The sequence below is a fragment of the Pseudomonas sp. MIACH genome (assembly GCF_001269925.1).
Lineage (GTDB): Bacteria > Pseudomonadota > Gammaproteobacteria > Pseudomonadales > Pseudomonadaceae > Aquipseudomonas.
In genome coordinates this window covers 1-24,481 of the sequence record NZ_LHVO01000035.1, presented here as the reverse complement: position 1 = coordinate 24,481, position 24,481 = coordinate 1, and the positions used below count along the sequence as shown (strand labels likewise).

At 59.8% G+C, this 24,481-nt stretch carries 23 protein-coding genes; 6 read left to right on the top strand and 17 right to left on the bottom strand.

The annotated features are described in order from the left end of the window. Positions 1-26: 26 nt before the first annotated feature. The 11 genes from AD670_RS14750 to AD670_RS14700 all read right to left on the bottom strand — a co-directional run bounded on the left by AD670_RS14750 (position 27) and on the right by AD670_RS14700 (position 12,451). Positions 27-365 (bottom strand): GlpM family protein, encoded by a 339-nt coding sequence (locus tag AD670_RS14750; RefSeq protein WP_053133487.1) that lies wholly within the window; start codon positions 363-365, stop codon positions 27-29. Then, on the bottom strand, positions 365-1,702 hold the full coding sequence (locus AD670_RS14745; RefSeq protein WP_053133484.1) for a sigma-54 dependent transcriptional regulator: 1,338 nt from the start codon (positions 1,700-1,702) through the stop codon (positions 365-367). The genes AD670_RS14750 and AD670_RS14745 overlap by 1 nt, the downstream gene beginning before the upstream one ends. After that, positions 1,699-3,600: a sensor histidine kinase gene (locus AD670_RS14740; protein WP_053133481.1), complete on the bottom strand. Its 1,902-nt coding sequence runs from the start codon at positions 3,598-3,600 to the stop codon at positions 1,699-1,701. Before AD670_RS14740 ends, AD670_RS14745 begins: the two co-directional genes overlap by 4 nt. Positions 3,601-3,758: 158 nt before the next feature. After that, positions 3,759-4,493 carry an amino acid ABC transporter ATP-binding protein gene (locus AD670_RS14735; RefSeq protein ID WP_003208734.1) on the bottom strand — a complete coding sequence of 245 codons (735 nt, stop codon included), beginning with the start codon at positions 4,491-4,493 and terminating at the stop codon, positions 3,759-3,761. Then, positions 4,490-5,161 carry an amino acid ABC transporter permease gene (locus AD670_RS14730; RefSeq protein ID WP_053133478.1) on the bottom strand — a complete coding sequence of 224 codons (672 nt, stop codon included), beginning with the start codon at positions 5,159-5,161 and terminating at the stop codon, positions 4,490-4,492. The genes AD670_RS14735 and AD670_RS14730 overlap by 4 nt, the downstream gene beginning before the upstream one ends. Beyond that, on the bottom strand, positions 5,161-5,907 hold the full coding sequence (locus tag AD670_RS14725) for an amino acid ABC transporter permease (RefSeq protein ID WP_053133475.1): 747 nt from the start codon (positions 5,905-5,907) through the stop codon (positions 5,161-5,163). Before AD670_RS14725 ends, AD670_RS14730 begins: the two co-directional genes overlap by 1 nt. A 194-nt stretch (positions 5,908-6,101) precedes the next feature. Further along, positions 6,102-7,028 (bottom strand): glutamate/aspartate ABC transporter substrate-binding protein, encoded by a 927-nt coding sequence (locus AD670_RS14720; RefSeq protein WP_053133472.1) that lies wholly within the window; start codon positions 7,026-7,028, stop codon positions 6,102-6,104. A gap of 371 nt (positions 7,029-7,399) precedes the next feature. After that, a complete protein-coding gene (glpD, locus tag AD670_RS14715; protein ID WP_053133469.1) occupies positions 7,400-8,938 on the bottom strand; it encodes a glycerol-3-phosphate dehydrogenase in 1,539 nt (512 codons plus the stop codon). Positions 8,939-9,163: 225 nt separating this feature from the next. Continuing rightward, positions 9,164-9,919: a DeoR/GlpR family transcriptional regulator gene (locus AD670_RS14710; protein WP_027604598.1), complete on the bottom strand. Its 756-nt coding sequence runs from the start codon at positions 9,917-9,919 to the stop codon at positions 9,164-9,166. A gap of 95 nt (positions 9,920-10,014) precedes the next feature. Continuing rightward, entirely contained in the window at positions 10,015-11,520 is a 1,506-nt protein-coding gene (glpK, locus tag AD670_RS14705; RefSeq protein WP_053133466.1) for a glycerol kinase GlpK, read from the bottom strand. Positions 11,521-11,596: 76 nt separating this feature from the next. After that, on the bottom strand, positions 11,597-12,451 hold the full coding sequence (locus AD670_RS14700) for an MIP/aquaporin family protein (RefSeq protein WP_053133463.1): 855 nt from the start codon (positions 12,449-12,451) through the stop codon (positions 11,597-11,599). A 326-nt stretch (positions 12,452-12,777) separates the two neighbouring features. Between AD670_RS14700 and ybaK the strand changes: the two genes are divergently transcribed. Beyond that, positions 12,778-13,248, top strand: coding sequence for a Cys-tRNA(Pro) deacylase (ybaK, locus tag AD670_RS14695; protein ID WP_053133460.1), 471 nt, complete (start codon positions 12,778-12,780; stop codon positions 13,246-13,248). A 52-nt stretch (positions 13,249-13,300) separates the two neighbouring features. Here ybaK and AD670_RS14690 read toward each other — a convergent pair whose 3' ends face one another. Beyond that, positions 13,301-14,410 carry an ABC transporter ATP-binding protein gene (locus AD670_RS14690; protein WP_053133457.1) on the bottom strand — a complete coding sequence of 370 codons (1,110 nt, stop codon included), beginning with the start codon at positions 14,408-14,410 and terminating at the stop codon, positions 13,301-13,303. Further along, the gene (gene argF, locus AD670_RS14685; RefSeq protein ID WP_053133454.1) at positions 14,407-15,327 is read right to left on the bottom strand and encodes an ornithine carbamoyltransferase; all 921 of its coding nucleotides are present in this window, start codon (positions 15,325-15,327) and stop codon (positions 14,407-14,409) included. The genes AD670_RS14690 and argF overlap by 4 nt, the downstream gene beginning before the upstream one ends. A 432-nt stretch (positions 15,328-15,759) precedes the next feature. Between argF and AD670_RS14680 the strand changes: the two genes are divergently transcribed. Further along, positions 15,760-17,868 (top strand): molybdopterin oxidoreductase family protein, encoded by a 2,109-nt coding sequence (locus tag AD670_RS14680; protein WP_053133451.1) that lies wholly within the window; start codon positions 15,760-15,762, stop codon positions 17,866-17,868. 86 nt (positions 17,869-17,954) lie between these two features. Then, positions 17,955-18,293, top strand: coding sequence for a Grx4 family monothiol glutaredoxin (gene grxD / locus AD670_RS14675; protein ID WP_027604591.1), 339 nt, complete (start codon positions 17,955-17,957; stop codon positions 18,291-18,293). Positions 18,294-18,393: 100 nt separating this feature from the next. Here the strand turns inward: grxD and bfr are convergent, their stop codons facing one another. Together bfr and AD670_RS14665 are read right to left on the bottom strand one after the other, a co-directional pair. Next, a complete protein-coding gene (bfr, locus tag AD670_RS14670; protein WP_053133448.1) occupies positions 18,394-18,864 on the bottom strand; it encodes a bacterioferritin in 471 nt (156 codons plus the stop codon). A gap of 201 nt (positions 18,865-19,065) precedes the next feature. Next, positions 19,066-19,284 carry a bacterioferritin-associated ferredoxin gene (locus AD670_RS14665; RefSeq protein ID WP_010564137.1) on the bottom strand — a complete coding sequence of 73 codons (219 nt, stop codon included), beginning with the start codon at positions 19,282-19,284 and terminating at the stop codon, positions 19,066-19,068. Between the two features lie 244 nt (positions 19,285-19,528). Here AD670_RS14665 and AD670_RS14660 point away from each other — a divergent pair, with 244 nt between their 5' ends. Further along, the gene (locus AD670_RS14660) at positions 19,529-20,131 is read left to right on the top strand and encodes a peroxiredoxin (protein ID WP_003172097.1); all 603 of its coding nucleotides are present in this window, start codon (positions 19,529-19,531) and stop codon (positions 20,129-20,131) included. A gap of 64 nt (positions 20,132-20,195) precedes the next feature. Here AD670_RS14660 and rnt read toward each other — a convergent pair whose 3' ends face one another. Next, on the bottom strand, positions 20,196-20,870 hold the full coding sequence (rnt, locus tag AD670_RS14655) for a ribonuclease T (protein ID WP_053133445.1): 675 nt from the start codon (positions 20,868-20,870) through the stop codon (positions 20,196-20,198). Beyond that, positions 20,867-21,913, bottom strand: a complete 1,047-nt coding sequence (gene pyrC / locus AD670_RS14650; protein ID WP_053133443.1) for a dihydroorotase — start codon at positions 21,911-21,913, stop codon at positions 20,867-20,869. The genes rnt and pyrC overlap by 4 nt, the downstream gene beginning before the upstream one ends. Positions 21,914-22,069: 156 nt before the next feature. Between pyrC and AD670_RS14645 the strand changes: the two genes are divergently transcribed. Both AD670_RS14645 and AD670_RS14640 read left to right on the top strand, forming a co-directional pair. Then, positions 22,070-22,978 (top strand): OmpA family protein, encoded by a 909-nt coding sequence (locus AD670_RS14645; RefSeq protein WP_053133441.1) that lies wholly within the window; start codon positions 22,070-22,072, stop codon positions 22,976-22,978. 129 nt (positions 22,979-23,107) lie between these two features. Next, positions 23,108-24,325 carry an argininosuccinate synthase gene (locus AD670_RS14640; protein ID WP_053133440.1) on the top strand — a complete coding sequence of 406 codons (1,218 nt, stop codon included), beginning with the start codon at positions 23,108-23,110 and terminating at the stop codon, positions 24,323-24,325. The last annotated feature ends 156 nt before the right edge of the window (positions 24,326-24,481 follow it).

Below are 24,481 nucleotides of genomic sequence, written 5' to 3'. Positions count from 1 at the left end.
CCTCGATTAAAAATGTGGGAGGGGTGTCAGGCGTGGACGCGTACCCACACGCTCACCAACACCGTCGCGGCCATCAGCCACGCTACCGCTGCTACGGCTAAAGAGGCCTCCAGCCGCATCCGGTCCACCACCACATACAACGTCGCCAAGTACACAAAGTACGGAATGATCGACCACATCCCGAACAGGATCGTGGTCTTCAAATCGTCCAGCGAGCGGCCCTTGCCGACGATGTAATGGGCGATCAACGCAAAGGTCGGAAACAGCGGCACCAGCCCCGCGATGTAATAGTTCCTGGTCTTGGCCAGCGCCGCCAGGATCAACACCACCGCCGCGCCAAGGGCGGCCTTCAAAAAAAGATCCATCAGTGGCTCAACCCGTACTTTTTGACTTTGTCGAACAGGGTGGTCTTGGCCATGCCCAGTTCCTGGCTGGCCTGGGTCAGGTTGCCACCGCTGCGTTGCAACGCGTCTGCCAGCAGGTTGCGTTCAAAGGCTTCGACCGCCTCGGTAAAGGCCAGGCCTTGGCCGCTGCTGCTGTTGCCACTTTTCTTGAAGGCGGGCAGGCCGAGGGCGAAGCGTTCGGCGACGTTGCGCAGTTCACGCACGTTACCGGGCCAGTCGTGGCTCATCAGGCTGGACACGGTCTGGTTGTCCAGTTCCGGCGCGGTGCGGTCAAAACGCAGGGATGACTGCTGCAGGAAATGTTCGAACAGTTGCAGGATGTCTTCGCGGCGTTCGCGCAGGGGCGGCAGTTCCAGGGTCACCACGTTGAGGCGGTAGTACAGGTCGCTGCGGAATTGGCTGGCGCGGCTGAGTTCGTCGAGGTCGGACTTGGTGGCGGCGATTACCCGGCAATCCACGGCCACGCTCTGGTTCGAACCCAGGCGTTCCAGGGTGCGTTCCTGCAACACCCGCAGCAATTTGATCTGCAGGTTGATCGGCATGCTTTCCACTTCATCGAGGAACAGCGTGCCTTCGTGGGCGTGCTCGATCTTGCCGATACGGCGCTTGCCTGCGCCGGTAAAGGCATTGGCTTCGTGGCCGAAAATCTCGCTTTCGAACAGGTTCTCCGGCAGGCCGCCGCAGTTGAGGGCGACGAACTGGTGGGAATGCCGGCGGCTGAAGTCATGCAGGCAACGCGCGACCAGTTCCTTGCCGGTGCCGGTCTCGCCTTCGATCAGCACGTTGGCCGAGGTGTCGGCGACGTTGGCGATCAGTTCGCGCAAGTTCTGCATGGCCGGCGAGCGACCGATGATGCGGCCTTCCAACGAATCCCGCTCGGCCAACTGGCGGCGCAGTGACCAGACTTCCCGCGCCAGTCCGCGTTGTTCCAGGGCGCGCCGGGCGACGTCGACCAGGCGTTCGGGGGAGAAGGGTTTTTCCATGAAGTCGTAGGCGCCATTACGCATGGCGCCTACGGCCATGGAGATATCGCCGTGCCCGGTGATCAGCACCACCGGCAGGCTTTTATCCAGGGCCTTGAGCCGGGTGAGCAACTCCAGGCCGTCGATGCCCGGCAGGCGGATATCGCTGATCACGATGCCGGCAAAGTTCTCGCCGATGCATTTCAACGCTTCTTCGGCACTGCCCACGCCCACACTGGGGATGTCTTCCAGCGCCAGGGCCTGCTGACAACCGAGCAGCACATGGGGGTCGTCTTCGACGATCAGGACGGTGAGGTCTTGGGGATCAATATTCATGTCGACTCAGCTGTTTGGGCGCCCACCAGCGGCAGGCTCAGGACAAAGGCAGTACCGCCGCCGACCGGGTGTTCCACGGCGAGGCTGCCGCCGGTGGCCGCCGCGAGGCTGGCGGAGAGGGTCAGGCCGAGGCCCAGGCCTTGCTCGCCGGGTTTGGTGGTGAAGAACGGTTCGAACAAATGCTTGCGGACCTCGGCGTCGATGCCATGGCCGTTGTCGCGCACGCGCAGGCGGTATTTGCCCTCGGCGATGCTGCCTTCCAGCCATAGCTCGGGAGCGGGTTGCGCCTGCATGGCGTCGAGGGCGTTGCCGATCAGGTTGACCAGGATTTGCTCCAGTCGGGTCTGGTCGATCTGCAATTGGGCCGCGGTGAAGTCGCGATGCAGGGTCAGCGGCAGGCTGTCCAGGCGTGCACCCAGGACCTGGAACGCGGCGTCTACCGCTTTGGGCAGGCTCGCTTCGCCCTGGTCATCACCGCGCCGCGCGAACGAGCGCAGGCTGGCGGTGATGCGGCCCATGCGGTCGATCAGTTCGTTGATGGTCTTGAGATTGGCGCTGGCGGTGTCCAGCGCGCCGCGTTCGAGGAAGCGCACGGTGTTGCCGGACAAGGTGCGCAGCGCCGCCAACGGCTGGTTCAGTTCATGGGCAATGCTGGTGGACATCTGGCCGATGGCTGCCAGTTTGCCGGCCTGTACCAGTTCGTCCTGGGCGCGGCGCAGGGTTTCCTCGGCCTGGCGCCGTTCGCGGATCTGGCCCTTGAGCCGTTCGTTGCTGGCGCGCAGGTCGGCGGTGCGTTCGGCAATCCGCCGTTCCAGTTGGCTGTTGGCTTCCTGCAAGGCTTCGCGCGCAGCGAGGCGGGTGGCGATGACTTTGCGGCGTTCGTTCCAGGCAATCAGCAGGAATGCCACCAGGCCAAATGCGACAGCCACCAGGATGCCCTGGTTGATCGCTGCGCGGCGCAGGTCGTTGAGCGGGGTGAGCAGGGTGAAATTCCACGGTGTGTCGTTGAGTGGACGGGTTTGTGCCAGGTAGCTGACTTCGTGCTCGTCGTTGACCACTTCGCTGTTGGCCGGGAAGGTCAGCTTTTCGCTGCGGTCATTCAAGCGCTCGCGGGCCAGGGGTTCCAGCTCGTTCAGCGTGGCCCAGTAATATTGCAGGCTGTGGGCCAGGTGTTCCTTGATCTCATCGCTCAGCGGGCGCACGGCCTTGAGGCGACGGGCCGGGTCGCTGGAGAGGATGATGATGCCGTTCTCGTCGCTTACAAAGGCTTCGAGACGCGCGCGTTGCCAGCGTTCTTCCAAGGCTTCCAGGCGTACTTTGACCACCGCCACGCCGATGATCTTGCCGTGCTCTTCCAGGCCGTGGGCCAGGTAGTAACCGGGTTCGCCGTTGGTGCTGCCGATGCCGTAGAAGCGTCCGGGCTGACCGCGCACGGCATTCTGGAAATAGGCACGAAAGGACAGGTCTTCACCCTGGTAACTGTCGGCATCGCGCCAGTTACTGGTGGCCAGCACACGGCCGGTGGTGTCCATCACGTAGATGGCCCGGCTGCGACTGCGTCGGTTCAGGCCTTCGAGGTAGTCGTTGACCGCTTTGCGGGTTTCCTGATTGGGCTCGGCCAGCAGCTTGGAGACGCTGGACTCCAGCTCCAGCAGGCTGGGCAGGTAGGTGTATTTGCTGAGTTCACTTTCAACGGTGCGGGCATGCAGCTCCAGCTGGCGCTCGCCGTTGTCGCTGAGGGTGCGGATGCCGTAGTACTCACTGATCCAGAAGCCGATATAACCCAGGCCGATCATCAGGGCGATGATCAACGGCGGCAGGAACAGTTGGCGAATCAGGCGAGGTTTCACGGCAAGTGATGGCGGTGCGGCGCGAAATTGGTTGGGGTCGCATTTCATCACAGATGCCTTGGGTCAGCTACCGCCCTCCGGCCAACTGTAGGAGCGAGCTTGCTCGCGAAAAACGTCAACGATGACGCGTGCATCCTGGATGTCCGCGGTGCTCTTGGGTTCTTCGCGAGCAAGCTCGCTCCTACAGGGTGGGAGTGAGGCTGTTTTTAGTGCTGCAGGATTTTCTCAAGGAAGTGCTGCGCGCGTTCGGAGCGGGCGCTGATGTCGCCGAAGAATTCTTCTTTCGGGCAGTCTTCGATGATCTTGCCGGCGTCCATGAAGATCACGCGGTCGGCCACTTTGCGGGCAAAGCCCATTTCGTGGGTCACGCACATCATGGTCATGCCTTCCTGGGCCAGTTGCACCATCACGTCCAGTACTTCGTTGACCATTTCCGGGTCGAGGGCCGAGGTCGGTTCGTCGAACAGCATGACGATCGGGTCCATGGCCAGGGCGCGGGCAATCGCCACACGTTGCTGCTGACCACCGGAGAGCTGGCCAGGGTGCTTGTGGGCGTGCGCCGACAGGCCTACGCGCTCAAGCAGTTGCAGGCCTTTCTTGGTGGCCTCTTCCTTGCTGCGGCCGAGCACCTTGATCTGCGCGATGGTCAGGTTTTCGGTGATGGTCAGGTGCGGGAACAGTTCGAAGTGCTGGAACACCATGCCCACGCGTGAACGCAGTTTCGGCAGGTTGGTCTTCGGGTCGGCGATGGAGGTGCCATCGACGACCACGTCGCCTTTCTGGAACGGTTCCAGCGCGTTGACGCACTTGATCAGGGTGGACTTGCCCGAGCCCGACGGCCCGCACACCACGATCACTTCGCCTTTTTTAACCTCGGTGCTGCAATCGGTCAGCACCTGGAAGTCGCCATACCACTTGTTGATGTTCTTGATAGAGATCATACGGCAAACCTTTTTTGCAGACGCTTGACCAGCAGCGAGGCGGAAAAGCTGATGATGAAGTAGACGACACCGGCGAAGATCAGGAACTCATTGGAGCGGCCAATGATGTCGCCGTTGGAGCGGGCGGAGTTGAGGAAGTCCACCAGGCCCACGGTGTAGACCAGCGAGGTGTCCTGGAACAGGATGATCGACTGTTGCAGCAGCAACGGGGTCATCTTGCGGAACGCCTGGGGCAGGATGATCAGGCGCATGGTCTGGCCGTAGGTCATGCCCATCGCTTGTGCGGCGGCCATCTGACCCTTGGGGATCGACTGCACGCCGGCCCGCACGATCTCACAGAAGTACGCGGCTTCGAACATCATGAAGGCCACGACGCACGAGGTGAACGCACCGATCGGCGTGTCTTCGCCGGTGATCCAGCGCAATACGAACGGCACCGCCAGGTAGAACCAGGTGATTACCAGCAGCAATGGGATCGAGCGGAAGTAGTTCACATAGGCGCCGGCCACGCGCGACAGCAGTTTGCTGGACGACAGGCGCATCAGCGCGAGGACGGTGCCCAGGGCGATACCGCCGATCACACCCATGACCATCAACTGCAGGGTCATGAGCATGCCGTTCCACAGGCCTGGGATCGCGGGGATGATGCCGCTGAAATCAAGTTCCATTATTTACCCCCCACGGAGATCAGGCCGGGCACGGCGACTTTCTTCTCGACCACGCGCATCAGCAGCATCAGGCTCATGTTCAGCGTGAAGTAGATCAGCGTTGCCAGGGTGAAGGCTTCAAACAGGTTGGCCGAGAACTCGGCGGTCTGCTTGGTTTGCGCCAGCAATTCCATCAGGCCGATCAAGGACGCCACGGAGGAGTTCTTGAAGACGTTGAGAAATTCCGAGGTAAGCGGCGGAATAATGATCCGGTAGGCCTGGGGCAGCAGCACGTTCCAGTAGATCTGCGGCAGCTTGAAGCCCATGGCCCGCGCGGCGGATTCCTGGCCGCGTGGCAGCGCCTGGATGCCGGTACGCACTTGCTCGCAGACACGGGCGGCGGTGAACAGGCCCAGGCACACGACAACGCTCAGGTAGGCCGAGGTGGTCGGGTTCAGGTCTTGCTTGTACCAGTCCTGCAGGTTCTGCGGCAGCAGGTCGGGTATCAGGAAGTACCAGATGAACAGTTGCACGAGCAGCGGTACGTTACGAAACAGCTCCACATAGCAGGTCGCAATGCCCGCTACGAGGCGGTTTGGCACAGTGCGCATGACCCCCAGAATGGAGCCCAGCAACAAGGCGATAATCCATGCCACGACAGCGATGGCGATGGTCCAGCCCAGGCCGGCGATGTACCAGTCGAGATAAGTCTCGCTGCCCACGCCGGTGGACTTGAAGAACACGCCCCAGTCCCAGTTGTAATTCATTAGGGTCTCCCCTCGAAATCGATCGATGTACAAGCACCCGCTTGGGGAAGGTCCATTCCCGCCTGACGATGAACGCCAGGCACACACGATCGGCTCGAAAACCGCCAGGTCGAGTGTTCCAAGGTATAGCCAGCAGGTAGTAACAGACGCCTGGGGGAGGGTTGGCTCCCCCAGGAGATAAGGTTAGATCAGTGTCAGATTTTTACTTCAGGCGCTGGCTTATCGCTCGGAGTGGCGATCAGAGCCTTGACCTTTTCACTCATCGGGAAGTTCAGGTTCAGGCCTTTCGGTGGGATCGGGCTTTCGAACCACTTGCTGTAGATCTTGTTGATCTCGCCGGATTTGTACAGGCCGACGATAGCGTCATCTACAGCTTTCTTGAACGCTGGGTCGTCTTTACGAACCATGCACGCGTAGGCTTCGAAGGATTGCGGAGTACCGGTGATGACCCAGTCGTCCGGCTTCTTGGCCTTGGCTTCTTCACCGGCCAGCAGGGCGTCGTCCATCATGAAGGCGACGGCGCGGCCGCTTTCGAGCATCTGGAAGGATTCGCCGTGGTCTTTGGCGGAGATGACGTTCATGCCCATCTGCTTGTCGGCGTTCATCGCCTTGATGATGCGCTCGGACGTGGTGCCGGCGGTGGTCACGACGTTTTTGCCTTTGAGGTCGGCAAAGTCAGCGTAGGACGGCTTGCCTTCCTTGTCTTTCTTGACCAGCAGACGGGTGCCGATTTCGAAAATATTGACGGTGAAGTCGACCTGCTGGGCGCGTTCGGCGTTGTTGGTGGTGGAACCGCACTCAAGGTCTGCAGTGCCGTTCTGGATCAACGGAATACGAGTTTGCGAGGTGACCAGGTTGTACTTGGCCTTCAGGTCGGGCTTGTTCAGGTCTTTTTTCAGGGCTTCAACGATGGCCAGCTGAATGTCGTGGGAGTAGCCCACAGGTTTGCCCGAACCGTCCGCGATGTAGGAAAACGGAATGGAGCTGTCGCGGTGAGCGAGGGTGATGGTGCCGGAGTCGTTGATTTTCTTCAGTGTGCCGGTGAGTTCGGCGGCAAAAACTGGAGTGCTGATCAGAGCAGCAGCGATAGCTGCGCCCAGGATAGGGGGAACGATGCGCATCAATACTTCCTCGACATTTGTTTTTTTTATGAAGCCGGCTTACGGCTCTCTTGTACAGCGAATGCCCATGACGGCTCCTGAGGTGCCTCAGGCAATCGTCAAAGAGTGTAGAGCATGAGTCGTGCCAGACCCTGAGTAAAAGGTTAACTATATGATTTATATGAAAATTAACTTTGTGTTACAGCGCATATTTGCCGGTTTGATCCGGCAAACCGAATAGGTTGGGGGATCGCGTTCGGAAAACCGAATGCTGTAGGACGTGCGTAGGAGCGAGCCTACTGGCGAAGAATGCAAAAACGCCGCGTTTATTCTGAATAAACGCGGCGCTCTGAGGTTTTTGCGAGCACGCTCGCCCCTACAGTAAGGAGGGGTCAGGCTGCTTCGATCTTGCTGCGGCTCTGCTCAACCTTGGACAGGTAACGCTGCACGTTGTCCTGTTCCTGCGCAGTGGTGAACAGGCCGAGTTTGGTGCGGCGCCACAGCACGTCCTGGGGTTGGGTTACCCATTCTTGCGCACACAGGTAGTCGACCTCGCGGGTATACAGGCCGCCACCCAGGTGATCGCCCAGGTCTGCCAGCGATTGCACGCCCTCCAGCAGGCGCCAGGTGCGGCTGCCGTAGGTGGTGGACCAGCGGCGTGCGATCTCGCTCGGCAACCAGTCGAATTTGCTGCGAATAGCCTCGGCCAGGGCTTCTGGCGTGGTCATGTCCTCGCCACCGGGCAGGCTGGCGGTGGCGGTCCAGCTTGGACGCATCTGCGTGAAGTACGGCGCCAGTTGCGCCATCGCTGATTCGGCGAGCTTGCGATAGGTGGTCAGCTTGCCGCCGAACACCGACAGAATCGGCGCCTCGCCCACGCCACCGGACAGCGACAGGGTGTAGTCGCGGGTGATGGCCGACGGGTTGTCCGACTCGTCGTTGCACAGTGGGCGCACACCCGAGTAGGTGTGGACGATGTCGTCGCGGCTCAGCTGTTTCTTGAAGTGCGCGTTGACGACCTTGAGCATGTAGTCGGTTTCACCTTCGGTGATCGCCACTTTCGCCGGGTCGCCGGTGTATTCGCGGTCGGTGGTGCCGATGATGGTCAGGTGGTTCAGGTACGGAATGGTGAAGACGATACGCTGGTCTTCGTTCTGCAGAATGTGCGCGTGGGCGCCTTCATACAGTTTCGGCACGATCAGGTGGCTGCCCTGGATCAGGCGGATGCCGTAGGGCGAATCCAGCTTCAGGTCGTCCTTGATGAACTTGGCGACCCATGGGCCGGCGGCGTTCACCAGCGCACGGGCGCGGATCGAGAACAGGCTGCCATCGGCGCGTTCCATGTTCATGTCCCACATGCCGTTGCTGCGATGGGCGCTGATGCAGCGGGTCTGGGTGTGGATATGCGCGCCTTTTTCACGGGCGGCCATGGCGTTGAGTACTACCAGGCGGGCGTCGTCGACCCAGCAGTCGGAGTATTCGAAGCCTTTGGTGATTTCGCTTTTCAGCGGGCTGTCGGGACCGAACTTGAGGCTCTTGGAGCCGGCGAGTTTCTCGCGCTTGCCCAGGTGGTCATACAGGAACAGGCCGGCGCGGATCATCCATGCCGGGCGCAGGTGCGGGCGGTGGGGCAATACGAAGCGCATCTGCTTGACGATGTGCGGGGCCTTGGCCAGCAGTACTTCACGTTCGGCCAGGGCTTCGCGCACCAGGCGGAATTCGTAATGTTCGAGGTAGCGCAGGCCGCCGTGGATCAGCTTGCTGCTGGCGGAGGAGGTGTGGCTGGCCAAGTCATCCTTTTCGCAAAGGAATACCGACAAACCGCGCCCGGCTGCGTCTGCTGCAATCCCGACGCCATTGATCCCGCCACCGATTACGGCAACGTCATAGACTTCGGCAAGCGGTGGAGCAGGCAAGGTAGAAGGGTTCATCGGCTGGCCTCGGGATCTTTTTCGTATTGGAATTCGAACATTAATGTTCATTTGCGAAAATGGTAGCTGATAAACGCGGGCACAGCCACCCGACTTCGATTGAAAAAACTCATCGAAGGGCGGGAAAAGGAAAATTTGTGAACATGAAACCGAGGCAGGCGTAAGAAATGGCCTGTCAGATAGATCGTCATCGGGGGCAAGCCCCCGATGGCGTCAGCGCTGACGCTATACGACTTCCAGGCGAACCTTGTGCTGATTCAACAACTGCACCAAGGCGGGCACCGGCTCCTGATCCGTCACCAGGCAGTCCACCAGGCTGATCGGTCCCAGGCGAATCATGGCATTGCGCCCGAATTTGCTCGAGTCCGCCGCCAGGATCACCTGGCGCGCATTGGCGATGATCGCCTGGGAAACCCGGACTTCCTGGTAGTCGAAGTCGAGCAGGCTGCCGTCCTCGTCGATGCCGCTGATACCCACCAGCGCGAAGTCGACCTTGAACTGGTTGATGAAATCGACACTGGCCTGACCCACCACACCGCCGTCACGGCGCACATTGCCGCCGGTCAGCAATACATCGAAGTCGTCCTTTGCGCTAAGCATGGTGGCGACGTTGAGGTTATTGGTGATGATTTTCAGGTGATTGTGATTGAGCAGCGCACGGGCAATGGACTCGGTAGTGGTACCGATATTGATGAACAACGAGGCGTGATCGGGAATTTGTGCCGCAATGGCTTCGCCGATGCGCTGTTTCTCGTCGCGCATCTGGTCGGCACGCATGGCGTAGGCGGTGTTCTCGACACTGGAGTCATAGGCTGCGCCGCCGTGGTAGCGGCGCAACAGATTGGCGTCCGCCAGTTGATTGATATCGCGGCGGATGGTTTGCGGGGTGACAACGAACAACTGCGCCATCTCCTCGATACTGACGTAGCCGCGTTCGCGGACCAGTTCGAGGATTTGTTGTTGGCGGGGAGGCAGATTCATGGGGCGTCCTTTGGGCTGCCATACAAAAGTGGCCCATGATGACGCAGGAATCTGCTCCCTACCAGTTACAACCCAATATGGGTCCGGCGCGTGGCTTATTCGGCGCCTTCGTGCGGTTCCCAATCACGGGTGCGGCTCACCGCTTTTTGCCAGCCGGCGTAGAGTTTCTCTTTGGCGGCTTCTTCCAGTTGCGGTTCGAATTCGCGCTCGATCACGGCTTTGCCGCGCAATTCGTCCAGGCTGCCCCAGAAGCCACAGGCCAGGCCCGCAAGGTAGGCGGCGCCGAGTGCCGTGGTTTCACGCATTTGCGGGCGTTCGACCTGGGTGCCGAGAATGTCGGCCTGGAATTGCATCAGGAAGTTGTTGGCTACCGCGCCGCCGTCGACACGCAGGGCCTTGAGGCGTTCGCCCGAATCCTGTTGCATGGCGTCGAGTACGTCGCGGGTCTGGTAGGCGATCGACTCCAGGGCTGCACGAATGATGTGATCCACACGTACGCCACGGGTCAGGCCAAACAGTGCGCCACGGGCATACGGGTCCCAGTACGGAGCGCCCAGGCCGGTGAAGGCCGGGACCAGGTACACGCCGTTGCTGTCCTTGACCTTGCCGGCGAAGTATTCGGTGTCGGTGGCGTCGGCGATGATTTTCAGCTCGTCCCGCAACCACTGCACGGTGGAGCCGCCGTTGAACACTGCGCCTTCCAGCGCGTAGGCCACTTCGCCACGCGGGCCGCAGGCGATGGTGGTGAGCATGCCGTGCTTGGATTTCACCGCTTTGTCGCCGGTGTTCATCAGCAGGAAGCAGCCGGTGCCGTAGGTGTTCTTGGCCTGGCCGGGTTCCACGCACATCTGGCCGAACAGCGCCGCTTGCTGGTCACCGGCAATACCGCCGATGGCGATGCCGCTTTTGGTGCGGCCGTAGATCTCGGAAGAAGACTTCACTTGCGGCAGCATTTCCCGCGGTACGTCGAGGATCTCCAGCATCTTCGCATCCCACTCCAGGGTGTGGATGTTGAAGAGCATGGTGCGCGAGGCGTTGGTGTAGTCGGTAACGTGGGTCTTGCCGCCGGTAAATTTCCAGATCAGCCAGCTGTCGATGGTGCCGAACAGCAACTCGCCGTTGCGCGCACGTTCGCGGCTGCCTTCGACGTTATCGAGGATCCACTTGAGCTTGGTACCGGAGAAGTACGGGTCGGTGACCAGGCCGGTGGTGTCGTTGATGTATTGCTCGTGGCCGTCGCGCTTGAGCTGCTGGCAGATCTCGGTGCTGCGGCGGCATTGCCAGACAATGGCGTTGTAGATCGGGCGGCCGGTGATCTTGTCCCATACCACGGTGGTTTCACGCTGGTTGGTGATACCGATGGCGGCGACCTGGTCATGGTGCAGGCCGGCTTGTGCCAGGGCCTCGACCATCACTGCGCTCTGTGTGGCGAAGATTTCCATCGGGTCATGTTCGACCCAGCCGGCTTGCGGGTAATGCTGAGTGAATTCACGTTGGGCGGTGCAGACCACGTTGGCGTCACGATCGAAGATGATCGCCCGGGAACTGGTGGTGCCCTGATCAAGGGCAATGATGTAGTTCTTATTCTCGATATCGGTCATGTCTATTGCCTTGGACGAAATAAGGAAGTCGGAAATCAGCCTGGGCCGCGAAGGGCAGGGGGCCAGGCTGGCGCTTTCAGGAAATACGAGTCTTGCCGTTGACAGCCGTGTCAGTTGTTTCAGCTACAGCAGGTGCGGCGCTCGGCAAGTGGCGGGCAATCAGCCCGCGATAGGCCGCAGCACCGAGGCATGCGCCGACAATCGGCGCGAAAATCGGAATCAGGAAGTAAGGAATGTCGCGACCGCCAGTAAAGGCCATTTCACCCCAGCCAGCGAAAAAGGTCATCAGCTTGGGCCCGAAATCCCGCGCCGGGTTCATCGCAAAGCCGGTCAGCGGGCCCATGGCGCTGCCAATTACCGCAATCAGCAGGCCGATCAGCAGTGGGGCCAGCGGGCCGCGTGGCAAGCCGTTGTTGTCATCGGTCAGAGCCATGATCACGCCCATCAGGATCGCGGTGATGACCATTTCCACCAGGAAGGCCTGGGCGGTGCTCAGCAGCGCGTGGGGGTAGGTGGAGAACACTGACGCCAATTCCAGGCTGGCTTGGGTGCCGCGCACCAGATGGTGAGTTTGTTCGTAATCGAAAAACAGGTTGCTGTAGAGGGTGTAGACCAGGGCGGCCGAACAGAAGGCACCGGCGACCTGGGCAAGAATGTAGAAGGGCAGTTTGCGTTTGTCGAAGTCGGCAAAAATACACAGGGCGATACTGACCGCCGGGTTCAGGTGAGCCCCGGAAATACCGGCGCTCAGGTAGATCGCCATGCTGACGCCGATCCCCCAGATGATGCTGATTTCCCATAACCCAAAGCTGGCACCCGCGACCTTGAGCGCAGCGACACATCCCGTACCGAAGAAGATCAGCAGCGCAGTGCCCAGGAACTCGGCCATGCATTGGCTTGAAAGTGAAGGCTGTTGAAGAGCAGTTGTCATGGAAAACCTCGATTGTTGTTCTTGTCTGGCGCACTGCCTCAACGGGCGGTTGCGCGATTTTCACCGTGACGAGGATCCCCATCCAAGGCGCGGCTTACTGCTGGAATGCTGTAGATGTATTCCTACAGTATTCGGAAACGAAAAAATATAGACAAGAATGACTGCTGTCAAAGGTCGAAAGTGAACTGTCGGTCACTTTCGAACTATTGGTTTGATGAATGATCACGCTGGCTACGTTAAGCATTGTTGGCGAGGAGGGCGGACTAGAGCGTTTTGTGTGGGCTTGGCCTAGAATTGGCCATCTGTTTGCCACGCCCGGAGGCGTCATGACACCCGCACTGGATTTGTTGAAAAAAGTTCGCGCCGAACATCGCATCCACAGTTATGAACACGACCCCAAGGCGGCCTCCTATGGCCTGGAGGCCGCAGAGAAATTGGGCCTCGACCCGGCACAGGTGTTCAAGACCTTGTTGGCCAGCAGTGAGAAGGGCGAGTTATTGGTGGCCGTGGTGCCGGTCGTCGGAAGTCTGGATCTCAAAGCCCTTGCCCACGCGGCCGGGGTGAAAAAAGTCGAAATGGCTGACCCGGCGGCGGCGCAGCGTTCTACCGGTTACCTGCTGGGAGGCATCAGCCCATTGGGGCAGAAGAAGCGTTTGCGCACATTTATCGACGTGACGGCGCAGCCGTTTGCGACAATTTTTGTCAGTGCGGGCAGAAGGGGGCTGGAAGTGGAGTTGCCTGCCGCGGTGCTGGCGGAACATACCCAGGCCAAATTCGCAGAAATTGGCCGGGTTTAATCACGGTCTGTCGGAGAACCAATGTTGGGGGGGGCAAGCCCCCTTCATTGACTCAGCCAGCCGGGCTGTAGCGCCGTACGCCGGATTCGGATCGAGGCACCTGCGCCGCGACGCTGCCTGAAGCCTGGAACAGCACTAAATGCTCAGCGGCCACGCGAATACCCACGTCCGCGCCCACCTGATGGTCAGCATGGCTGGGGAAAATCGACTCCAGCTGCGCGCCGGTCGGCAGTTGCAGGCGGTACAGGGTCGACGCGCCAAGGAAAGTCTTGCCGACGATCCGCGCCGTCAATGGGCTGTCTGGCGCATAGACGATGTCGTCCGGGCGCAGCAATACGTCGACTGCGCCCCCCGTAGGCCAGGTGTAGGCGCGGTTACCGCGCAGGTCGCCCAGTTCGGTATGCACGGAGTCGGGCGAACTCAATTGGCCGCGGATGAAATAGCCTTGGCCGATAAAGCTGGCGACATACGGGGTCTGCGGCTCGTGATAGAGGTTGTAGGGCGTGTCCCACTGCTCAAGGCGACCTTCCTTGAAAACGCCCACATGGTCACTCACGGCGAACGCTTCTTCCTGGTCATGGGTCACCAGGATTGCACTGGTGCCGCGCGCCTTGAGGATGTCGCGCACCTCGTGGCTGAGCTTGCGCCGCAGTTCGCCGTCGAGGTTGGAGAACGGTTCGTCCAGCAGTAGCAGTTGTGGCTCTGGCGCCAGGGCGCGGGCCAGGGCGACGCGTTGCTGCTGGCCGCCTGACAGCTCGTGGGGGAAACGCTTGCCCAGGTTCTTCAGGTTGACCAGTTCCAGTAACTCGGCGACCACACGGTCTTTTTGCGGGTGTTTGCGAATGCCGAAGGCGATGTTGTCGGCCACGCTGAGGTGGGGAAACAGCGCGTAGTCCTGGAACACCATGCCGATGCGACGTTTCTCCGGTGCCAGGGTAAAACCGGCGCTGGAGATCACTTCGCCCGCGAGGCGGATTTCGCCTTCGTGCACCGGCTCAAATCCGGCAATTGCGCGCAGGGTCGTGGTTTTGCCGCAGCCCGAAGAGCCGAGCAGGCAACCGATATCGCCGGCGTTGAGGTGCAGATTGAGGTTCTGCACCACACGTTGATCCTGATAGCCGCATGCCAGATCGCGCAAGCTCAGCAGTAATGGCTGGCTCATGCGTGGTGGTACGCCGGTTCGACGAGGAATTCGAGCAGGGCTTTTTGCGCGTGCAGGCGGTTTTCGGCTTGGTCCCAGGCCACGGAGCGCGGGTCGTCGAGCAGGTCGAGGCTGATCTCTTCACCACGGTGTGCTGGCAGGCAGTGCATGAACAGCGCATCGGGCGCGGCCAGGTCGAGCAGCTCACGCGTGACCTGGTACGGCGCGAACAAGGCGAGGCGCTTGGCCGTTTCGTCTTCCTGGCCCATGGAGGTCCAGACGTCGGTGCTGACCAGGTGCGCGCCGATCACCGCATCCTTTGGATCGCGCAGGATTTGCACACGGCCATCGGCCTTGGCCAGGAACTCGGCGGCCGGTTCGAAGCCGTCCGGGCAGGCAATGCGCAGGTGGAAGTCGAACTGAATCGCCGCTTCTATATAGCTGTTGCACATGTTGTTGCCGTCACCGATCCAGGCCACGGTCTTGCCCTGGATCGAGCCACGGTGCTCAAGGAAGGTCTGCATGTCGGCCAGCAATTGGCACGGGTGCAGGTCATCGGAGAGGCCGTTGATCACCGGCACGCGCGAGTTGGCGGCGAATTCGGTCAGGGTGCTGTGGGCGAAGGTGCGGATCATCACTGCATCGAGCATGCGCGACATGACGATGGCGCAATCGCTGATCGGCTCGCCACGGCCCAGTTGGGTGTCACGCGGCGACAGGAAGATGGCCTGGCCACCCAACTGGATCATGCCGGCTTCGAAGGACAGGCGGGTGCGGGTCGACGACTTCTCGAAAATCATCCCGAGCACGCGGTTTTTCAAAGGCTCGAACAGTACGCCGCGGTTACGCAGGTCTTTAAGCTCAATGCCTCGACGGATCACGCTGACCAGCTCTTCGGGCGTGCAATCCATCAGGGAGAGAAAGTGCCTTGCGCTCATCATTAACTACCTTTTTGCAACAGACCGCAGATACTCAAAGCCTTGTTTATTGTGACAACGGGCGAGACCTGCGGCGAAAGCCGCACGGGGCGACGAAATAGGGGAAGGCGCGATCTTATAATTAAATGTCGCGTCTTACCAATAGGGGCTACGGTTTTATGGGTGTTCAAGAAGGGCGCGAAAGCGCTTTTGAAGACGGTTTCCAGACAGCAGCGGGTCATTTGTACACTGGCGTTGCAACCTTTTGCAATGCGCAGGGGCGGGCCCAGGCCAGGCTGCGTCGGTTTTAGGCGTCGCCTGGAGGCTCTGTAACATTTGCTCATGTTTGCTTATCGCCTGGCCTGATGGCTATCGATTCACAGGGCGAACGATGCTGGTGCCTGTCGTGGTCACGGCCCATAGTCGAACCAAAGCCCTATAAAGAGACTGGCCATGACCAAGACTCTCCACCACCGTGCCTGCCATCTGTGTGAAGCCATTTGTGGCTTGACCCTGGAAACCACCCAAGCCGAAGACGGCAGCCTGGCGATCACTTCGATCAAGGGCGACCCGCTGGACAGTTTCAGTCGTGGCCACATCTGCCCGAAGGCTGTGGCATTGCAGGACATCCAGAATGATCCCGACCGCCTGCATCAGCCCATGCTGCGGGTGGGCAGCGAATGGCAGCCAATCCCGTGGGATGAGGCATTTGCCCTGATCGCCGAGCGGCTGGCGGGCATCCAGGCCCGGCATGGGCAGAATGCGGTGGCGGTGTACCAGGGCAACCCCAGCGTGCACAACTATGGGCTGATGACCCACAGCAACTACTTCCTGGGCCAGCTCAAGACGCGCAACCGGTTTTCGGCCACCTCCGTGGACCAGTTGCCCCATCACCTCACCAGCCACCTGATGTACGGTCACGGGCTGTTGCTGCCGATTCCGGACATCGATCACACCGACTTCATGCTGATCCTGGGCGGCAACCCGCTGGCCTCCAACGGCAGCATCATGACCGTGCCCGATGTGGAGAAGCGCCTCAAGGCCATCCAGGCCCGGGGCGGTAAAGTGGTGGTGGTTGACCCACGGCGCAGTGAGACGGCGGCGATTGCTGATCAGCACCTGTTCGTGCGCCCTGGCGGCGATGCGGCGTTGCTGTTCGGGGTACTCAACACGTTGTTTACCGAGCACCTGACGCGTGACAGTCATTTGCCGGTGGAGGGCCTTGAGGAGGTGCGCCGCGCGATCGCTGGTTTTACCGCCGAAGCCATGAGCCGCCAGTGTGCCGTGCCTGCTGGGCAAATCCGCCAGTTGGCGCGGGACTTTGCGGCTGCGGACAAAGCTGTGTGTTACGGGCGCATGGGGGTTTCAACCCAGGCATTCGGTACGCTGTGCCATTGGCTGGTGCAGTTGATCAACCTGGTCACTGGCAATCTGGATCGTGTGGGCGGCGCCCTGTGCACGACGCCGGCGGTGGATCTGGTGGCGTCGACCGGTGGCGGGCACTTCAATCGCTGGCAGAGCCGGGTTTCCGGGCGTCCGGAATATGGTGGTGAGTTGCCGGTATCGGCCCTGGCTGAAGAAATGCTTACCGAAGGCGAAGGACAAATCCGCGCGCTGGTGACGGTGGCTGGCAATCCGGTGCTGTCGACGCCTAACGGTCGCCAGTTGGAGCAGGCCCTGGATGGGTTGGAGTTCATGGTCAGCGTCGACCTGTATATCAACGAGACGACGCGGTATGCCGACCTGATCCTGCCGTCCACCTCGGCGCTGGAAAACGATCATTACGACACCACCTTCAACATGTTTGCAGTGCGTAATGTCACGCGCTTCAATCGTGCGATCCTGCCCAAACCCGCAGGGGCGTTGCACGACTGGGAAATTTTCGTTGGTTTGGCCAAGGCATTCGCGGCGCAGACCGGTGGGGTGCTCAAACCGACGATGCCGCCCGCGCAGATGATCGATTTCGGGTTGCGTGCAGGGGCTTACGGTGATGCGTCCAGTCATAAACTGTCGGTAGCGATGTTGGCTGATCATCCCCATGGCATGGATTTGGGGCCTTTGCAGCCCAATCTCGCGGCGCGTTTGAAAACACCGGACGGCAAGGTGCAGGCGGCGCCGGCGGTGATTCTTGCCGACCTGGCGCGTTTTGCGGCGCAACCCATGCCTGTGGCTGACGAGTTGCTGCTGATCGGCCGTCGTCATGTGCGCAGCAATAATTCCTGGATGCATAACTATCATCGGCTGGTGAAGGGTAAGCCCCGGCACCAGTTGCATATGCATCCCGACGACCTGAGCAGTCGACAGTTGAGTGATGGTCAGCGGGTGCGTGTCAGTTCGCGTATCGGCATGATCGAGGTGGAAGTGGTCGCCAGCCTGGACATGATGCCCGGCGTGGTCAGCCTGCCCCATGGTTGGGGCCACGGCCGGCCGGGCGTTCAGATGAGCATTGCCAGCGGGCAGCCGGGGGCGAGTGCGAATGACTTGACCGACGAGCGGCAACTGGATGAGTTATCGGGCAATGCGGCCTTGAATGGCGTGCCGGTCCAAGTCGCTGCTGCATAAGCAGGCCGAGCACCGCGTTGGAATTTTGCGTTACAATGCGCCACCGTGCCGACCTGTGAGTCGCAAAGTTCCAGCCGAGGTGTTCCATGGATATCATCGAAACGATCAAAGAGCAGATTGCCAACAACACCATTCTGCTTTACATGAAGGGCGCGCCTAACGCTCCTCAGTGCGGTTTCTCCGCGAAGGCTTCCCAGGCTGTGATGCAGTGTGGCGAGAAGTTCGCTTACGTGGATATCCTGCAAAACCCGGAAATCCGCGCCAACCTGCCGAAGTACGCCAATTGGCCTACTTTCCCACAACTGTGGGTAGCCGGTGAGCTGGTCGGCGGTAGCGATATCATCACTGAAATGGCAGCGGATGGTTCGTTGCAGGCGCTGATCAAAGACGCAGCGGCCAACGCCGCCGCCAAGACCGACGCCTGATCTGCAGGAGCCGGCAAGCCGGCTCCTGCAAGTCATCGGTCAATAAAAAGCCCCGCTTCTCATTCGAGAGCGGGGCTTTTTTGTACCTGTCGCCTAAGGGTTATTCACCCATCTGCGATTGCAGGTAGTTTTCCAGGCTGACTTTGTCGATCAGGCCCAGTTGGGTTTCCAGCCAGTCGATATGTTCTTCCTGGTCTTCCAGGATATCTTCGAGCAATTCACGGCTGCCAAAGTCACCCTTGGTTTCGCAGTGCGCGATGGCGGCCTTGATGTCGCTGTGGCTCTTGCGCTCAAAGCCCAGGTCGCTGCTGATCATTTCCTGGGTGTGCTCGCCGATGTTCAGCTTGCCCAGGTCCTGTACGTTCGGCAGGCCCTCCAGGAACAGAATGCGCTTGATCAGCGCGTCGGCGTCCTTCATGGCCTTGATGGATTCTTTGTATTCGCGCTTGCCGAGCTTTTCCAGGCCCCAATCGTCGTACATGCGTGCATGTAGAAAGTACTGATTGATCGCGACCAGTTCATTGGCAAGGATTTTATTGAGTTGCTGGATGACTGAGATGTCGCCTTTCATGACTGGGGTCCTGCCCTGTAATAGCTGTGTATAGGGCGGAGTTTGAGCGGCCAATTCTCTAGTGTCAAACCTAAGTTATTGAATAATAAATGAAAATTAATCGGAATAAGAATGTTTGTGTTCCGCGTCTTGGCGCTAACTAATTGAATTACAGGCATAAAAAAACCGGACGCTAAGTCCGGTTCTTTAAAACACGCCTAATTAAGCGTGTGTAAATTCTGCTGAGTAGGGGAGCGCGGCCTGGGCTGTTTGCAGCTGCGTCAGGGTTTCCCGTACCACTTGCTTGGCGAGGCAAGCACATTTGCCACACTGGCTAGCGACGCCGGTGGTTTCACGTACTTCCTTGTAGCTGCAGCAACCTTCGTAGATTGCTTCGCGGATTTGTCCGTCGGTGACGCCGGTACACAGGCACACATACATAAGGGAGAACCGTCGCGGGTTTAAGGCTTAAGTGCGGTGGATCTTAATGTTAACGAGAATGATTGTCAAAGTAGATTTGTAGGCTATTCGGCGGCACGGCCCTCGGGCTGACGAGCGGTTTTTTCAGTGTATGATGGTCGGTCTTCACGAAGCGTGACTGCGTCACAGGGCTGTCGCCTAAACGCGGCAGACTCAGGGCCGGTCCTTTTACTTCAATCGTCACCCTCACATCAGGAGATACCCAATGAGCGTACTCGTCGGCAAACAAGCCCCGGATTTCGACGTACCAGCCGTACTCGGCAATGGCGAAATCGTTGACAGCTTCAAACTGTCTGAAGCCATCAAAGGCAAATACGGCCTGGTGTTCTTCTACCCGCTGGACTTCACCTTCGTCTGCCCGTCGGAGCTGATCGCTCTGGATCACCGCATGGACGATTTCAAGGCGCGTAACGTTGAAGTGGTAGCCGTTTCCATCGACTCCCATTTCACCCACAACGCCTGGCGCAACACCGCCATCAATGATGGCGGCATCGGCAAAGTCAAATACACCATGGCTGCCGACATGAAGCACGACATCGCCAAAGCCTATGATGTTGAGTCCGAAGGCGGCGTGGCTTTCCGTGGCGCGTTCCTGATCGATGACAAGGGCGTTGTGCGTTCCCAGATCATCAACGACCTGCCGCTGGGTCGTAACATGGAAGAGCTGATCCGTCTGGTTGACGCTCTGCAATTCCACGAAGAGCACGGCGAAGTCTGCCCTGCTAACTGGAAAAAAGGCGACAAGGGCATGAACGCTTCGCCAGAAGGCGTTGCGGCTTACCTGACCGAGAACGCTGGCAAGCTGTAAGCCAGGTTCGAGGTAAAAAAAACCGGCCTGAGAAGGCCGGTTTTTTTATGCGCGGGATTTGACCTCAGTCGCCGAAGTCTTCCCAGCCGCCCATCTGCTTCCAGCGGTTGACGATGCCGCAGAACAGCTCAGCCGTTTTCTCGGTGTCGTAGCGGGCCGAGTGGGCTTCGCGACCGTCGAAGTCGATACCGGCCGCCTGACAGGCTTTGGCCAATACGGTCTGGCCGTAGGCCAGGCCGGCGAGGGTGGCAGTGTCGAAGCTGGAGAACGGGTGAAACGGGTTGCGCTTCATGTCCAGCCGCGTCACGGCGGCATTCAGGAAGCCCAGGTCGAAGCTGCTGTTATGGCCCACCAGGATCGCGCGCTTGCAGCCATTGGCCTTCAACGCCTTGCGTACGCCACGGAAGATATCGGTCAGCGCCGCCTCTTCAGTGACGGCCATGCGCAATGGGTGATCGAGCTTGATCCCGGTGAACTCCAAGGCTGCCGCTTCGATGTTGGCACCCTCAAACGGCTCGACGCGGAAGAAGTGGGTGTGTTCTGGATACACAAAGCCCTGTTCGTCCATGCCGATAGTCGTTGCGGCGATTTCCAGCAGTGCATCGGTGGCGCAATTGAAGCCGCCGGTTTCTACGTCGATAACGACAGGCAGGTAGCCACGGAAGCGTTCGGCCATCGGGTGGCGTGAACCACCACCGCTGCCTTGTTCCTGGTCGTCATCGTAATGGTCTTCACTCACTTGCTTTCCTCCAGCAGGCGCCAGCGCAGTGTTTCACCGGCGCGCAGCGGGATAACGGTCAGCTCGCCAAATGGCAGGCTGGCAGGGGCGGTCCAGTCTTCACGGACCAGGGTGATACGGTCGGTATTCGCCGGCAGGCCATAGAAGCGCGGGCCATTGAGGCTGGCGAAGCCCTCTAGTTTGTCCAGGGCGTTGCGCTGCTCGAACGCTTCGGCGTAGAGCTCAATGGCGGCGTAGGCGGTGTAGCAACCGGCACATCCGCACGCGGCTTCTTTTGCGTGTTGGGCGTGTGGCGCAGAGTCGGTGCCGAGGAAAAACTTCGGATTACCGCTGGTCGCGGCATCCAGCAGGGCCACCTGATGGGTATTGCGCTTGAGGATCGGCAGGCAATAGAAGTGCGGCCGAATCCCGCCCACCAGCATGTGGTTGCGGTTGTACAGCAGGTGATGGGCGGTGATGGTCGCGCCAACGTTGGCCGAGGCCTCGGTGACGAACTGCACGGCATCGGCCGTGGTGATGTGCTCGAACACCACTTTGAGGGTCGGGAACAGCTCGACCACGCGGCGCATGTGCTCGTCGATGAAGATTTTCTCGCGATCGAACACGTCCACATCGCCACGGGTGACTTCACCGTGGATAAGCAGCGGCATGCCGACTTCGGCCATGGCTTCGATGGCGGGCAGGATCTTGTCGATACTGGTCACGCCGGAATCGGAGTTGGTGGTCGCGCCGGCCGGGTACAGCTTGGCGGCGTGCACGAAACCGCTGGCCTTGGCCTCGCGAATCTCGGCGGGCTGGGTGCGGTCGGTGAGGTAGAGCACCATCAACGGTTCGAAGCGGCTGCCGGCCGGCCGTGCAGCGAGGATACGCTGGCGATAGGCATCGGCTTCAGCGGCGTTACGCACCGGTGGTACCAGGTTAGGCATGATGATGGCGCGGCCAAACGTACGCGCTACATCGGCCACGGTTTGGGGCAACGCAGCACCATCGCGAAGATGAATATGCCAGTCGTCGGGACGCAGCAGGGTCAGGCGGTCGGACATTGGGGATTCCAGGCGGGTCAATCTGGTGGGAATGCTACCGGAAAAGACTCTTGCAGGCACTCGCTATCAAGTTTTGCAGGATGCATCCGATAGCCTTTCGTATGCCTTATCGATGTATGACGCTTTGAAGTGTTGTAGAAACCAGTGGAGCCTCCCGTGCGCCAGCATTATCTAGCCCTGCTCAGTGTGTTCGCCAGCCTGCCTGCGATGGCCCTCACGTTCCAGACACGTCTGGAGAATATTGAGTGGAAGGTGGAGGGGGACAAGTTCGAGTGCCGCCTGACCCAACCGATCACCGACTTCGGCTCGGGTGAGTTCGTGCGCCGGGCCGGCGAGCAGGCGACGTTTCGTCTGAAAGCCTATAACGGTTCGCTGGGCGCCGGATCGGCCACCTTGTTGGCCGCTGCTGCTCCCTGGCAGCCCGGTCGGGGTGATATCAATCTCGGTGCCGTGCGTGCCGGCAGCGGCGATGTACTGTTCAACAGCTCCCAGGCCCAGGCCGGGCGTCTGTTCAACGGTTTGCTCGATGGGCGCTCGCCCACCGTGCGGCACTACGGACGTGAGGGCGGCTATTCAGAGATTCGCCTGCTGCCGGTGAAATTCAACAAGGCCTACAGCGACTATCAGTTGTGCACGGCCAAGCTGCTGCCGATGAATTACGATCAGGTCAAGCAGACCGAAGTGGGCTTCCCCGGTGGTGGCATCGAGCTGGACGCAGCGGCGAAGCAGAAGCTGGCGGTGATTCTCGAATTCATGAAGGCGGACCCTACCGTCAACCATATCGAGCTGAACGGTCACTCGGACAACAGCGGTAATCGCCTGAGCAACCGTGATGTTTCACGCCGTCGCGCGCTGGCCGTGATGGACTACTTCAAGGCCAACGGTATCCAGGAGTCCCAGATCACCCTGCGGTTCCATGGCGAAAGTTACCCCTTGGCGCCCAACACCAATGCCGCCAACCGCGCTCGTAACCGCCGTGTGAATATTCAGCTTGAACGTGTGGCCGCCCCCGAGAAACCGGCGCCCCAGGCCACTGGCCCGAGCAACCCTGCGCACACGTCGTAACCTGCGACCATCGGTCGCTCGCTCGACATAATCTGTCGCTTTATCTTCATTTGCTGTCGCGCCCCTGTAAATCCACGGTTTTGATCGGTAGAATCGACGCCTTTCCGTACAACCCCGTGGAGTGATGGCATGGCCGACGTAAACAAGGTCGTTCTCGCGTATTCCGGCGGCCTGGACACTTCGGTGATCCTCAAGTGGCTGCAGGATACTTATAACTGTGAAGTGGTGACCTTCACCGCTGACCTGGGTCAGGGCGAAGAGGTCGAACCTGCACGTGCCAAGGCGCAAGCCATGGGCGTGAAAGAGATCTACATTGACGACCTGCGCGAAGAGTTCGTCCGCGATTTCGTCTTCCCGATGTTTCGCGCCAACACCGTCTACGAAGGCGAGTACCTGCTGGGTACTTCCATCGCACGTCCGCTGATCGCCAAGCGCCTGATCGAAATCGCCAACGAAACCGGCGCCGATGCCATTTCCCATGGCGCTACTGGCAAGGGCAACGACCAGGTGCGTTTCGAACTGGGTGCCTACGCGCTCAAGCCCGGCGTGAAAGTGATTGCCCCTTGGCGTGAATGGGACCTGCTGTCCCGTGAAAAGCTGATGGATTACGCTGAAAAGCACGCGATCCCGATCGAGCGTCATGGCAAGAAGAAGTCCCCGTACTCGATGGACGCCAACCTGCTGCACATCTCCTATGAAGGCGGCGTGCTGGAAGACACCTGGACCGAGCACGAAGAAGACATGTGGAAATGGACCGTCTCCCCGGAGAACGCTCCAGACAAGCCGCAGTACCTGGAACTGACCTACCGCAACGGCGATGTCGTCGCGCTGGACGGCGTCGAAATGACCCCGGCCACCGTATTGGCGACCCTGAACCGTATCGGTGGCGAACACGGTATCGGCCGCCTCGACATCGTCGAGAACCGCTATGTGGGCATGAAGTCCCGTGGCTGCTACGAAACCCCGGGCGGCACCATCATGCTGCGTGCCCACCGCGCCATCGAGTCCATCACCCTCGACCGTGAAGTGGCTCACCTGAAAGACGAGCTGATGCCCAAGTACGCCAGCCTGATCTACACCGGCTACTGGTGGAGCCCTGAGCGTCTGATGCTGCAACAGATGATCGACGCTTCCCAGGCCCACGTGAACGGCGTTGTGCGTCTTAAGCTGTACAAGGGCAACGTGATCGTTACCGGTCGCAAGTCCGATGATTCGCTGTTCGACGCCAACATCGCCACCTTCGAAGAAGATGGCGGCGCCTACAACCAGGCAGATGCAGCGGGCTTTATCAAGTTGAATGCGTTGCGCATGCGCATTGCTGCCAACAAGGGTCGCTCGTTGTTCTGAGTATTTAGCGTGTTGTGAAAAATGGCCCCTTGTATAAGGGGCCATTTTTTTTGCCTGAGAATTTGGACTAATCCAAGTTGTTTAAACTTGTTCAGTCAGTTTTCAAACTTTTTGACGCGCTGGAATTTTTTCGGTGGTGTTGTGCGCTATCTACAT

What these genes read in the sequence shown, in the direction of transcription:
- AD670_RS14750 (WP_053133487.1), bottom strand. Translation starts at nt 365, where the DNA reads ATGGATCTTTTTTTGAAGGCCGCCCTTGGCGCGGCGGTGGTGTTGATC.
- AD670_RS14745 (WP_053133484.1), bottom strand. Translation starts at nt 1,702, where the DNA reads ATGAATATTGATCCCCAAGACCTCACCGTCCTGATCGTCGAAGACGAC.
- AD670_RS14740 (WP_053133481.1), bottom strand. Translation starts at nt 3,600, where the DNA reads ATGAAATGCGACCCCAACCAATTTCGCGCCGCACCGCCATCACTTGCC.
- AD670_RS14735 (WP_003208734.1), bottom strand. Translation starts at nt 4,493, where the DNA reads ATGATCTCTATCAAGAACATCAACAAGTGGTATGGCGACTTCCAGGTG.
- AD670_RS14730 (WP_053133478.1), bottom strand. Translation starts at nt 5,161, where the DNA reads ATGGAACTTGATTTCAGCGGCATCATCCCCGCGATCCCAGGCCTGTGG.
- AD670_RS14725 (WP_053133475.1), bottom strand. Translation starts at nt 5,907, where the DNA reads ATGAATTACAACTGGGACTGGGGCGTGTTCTTCAAGTCCACCGGCGTG.
- AD670_RS14720 (WP_053133472.1), bottom strand. Translation starts at nt 7,028, where the DNA reads ATGCGCATCGTTCCCCCTATCCTGGGCGCAGCTATCGCTGCTGCTCTG.
- glpD (WP_053133469.1), bottom strand. Translation starts at nt 8,938, where the DNA reads ATGAACCCTTCTACCTTGCCTGCTCCACCGCTTGCCGAAGTCTATGAC.
- AD670_RS14710 (WP_027604598.1), bottom strand. Translation starts at nt 9,919, where the DNA reads ATGAATCTGCCTCCCCGCCAACAACAAATCCTCGAACTGGTCCGCGAA.
- glpK (WP_053133466.1), bottom strand. Translation starts at nt 11,520, where the DNA reads ATGACCGATATCGAGAATAAGAACTACATCATTGCCCTTGATCAGGGC.
- AD670_RS14700 (WP_053133463.1), bottom strand. Translation starts at nt 12,451, where the DNA reads ATGACAACTGCTCTTCAACAGCCTTCACTTTCAAGCCAATGCATGGCC.
- ybaK (WP_053133460.1), top strand. Translation starts at nt 12,778, where the DNA reads ATGACACCCGCACTGGATTTGTTGAAAAAAGTTCGCGCCGAACATCGC.
- AD670_RS14690 (WP_053133457.1), bottom strand. Translation starts at nt 14,410, where the DNA reads ATGAGCCAGCCATTACTGCTGAGCTTGCGCGATCTGGCATGCGGCTAT.
- argF (WP_053133454.1), bottom strand. Translation starts at nt 15,327, where the DNA reads ATGAGCGCAAGGCACTTTCTCTCCCTGATGGATTGCACGCCCGAAGAG.
- AD670_RS14680 (WP_053133451.1), top strand. Translation starts at nt 15,760, where the DNA reads ATGACCAAGACTCTCCACCACCGTGCCTGCCATCTGTGTGAAGCCATT.
- grxD (WP_027604591.1), top strand. Translation starts at nt 17,955, where the DNA reads ATGGATATCATCGAAACGATCAAAGAGCAGATTGCCAACAACACCATT.
- bfr (WP_053133448.1), bottom strand. Translation starts at nt 18,864, where the DNA reads ATGAAAGGCGACATCTCAGTCATCCAGCAACTCAATAAAATCCTTGCC.
- AD670_RS14665 (WP_010564137.1), bottom strand. Translation starts at nt 19,284, where the DNA reads ATGTATGTGTGCCTGTGTACCGGCGTCACCGACGGACAAATCCGCGAA.
- AD670_RS14660 (WP_003172097.1), top strand. Translation starts at nt 19,529, where the DNA reads ATGAGCGTACTCGTCGGCAAACAAGCCCCGGATTTCGACGTACCAGCC.
- pyrC (WP_053133443.1), bottom strand. Translation starts at nt 21,913, where the DNA reads ATGTCCGACCGCCTGACCCTGCTGCGTCCCGACGACTGGCATATTCAT.
- AD670_RS14640 (WP_053133440.1), top strand. Translation starts at nt 23,108, where the DNA reads ATGGCCGACGTAAACAAGGTCGTTCTCGCGTATTCCGGCGGCCTGGAC.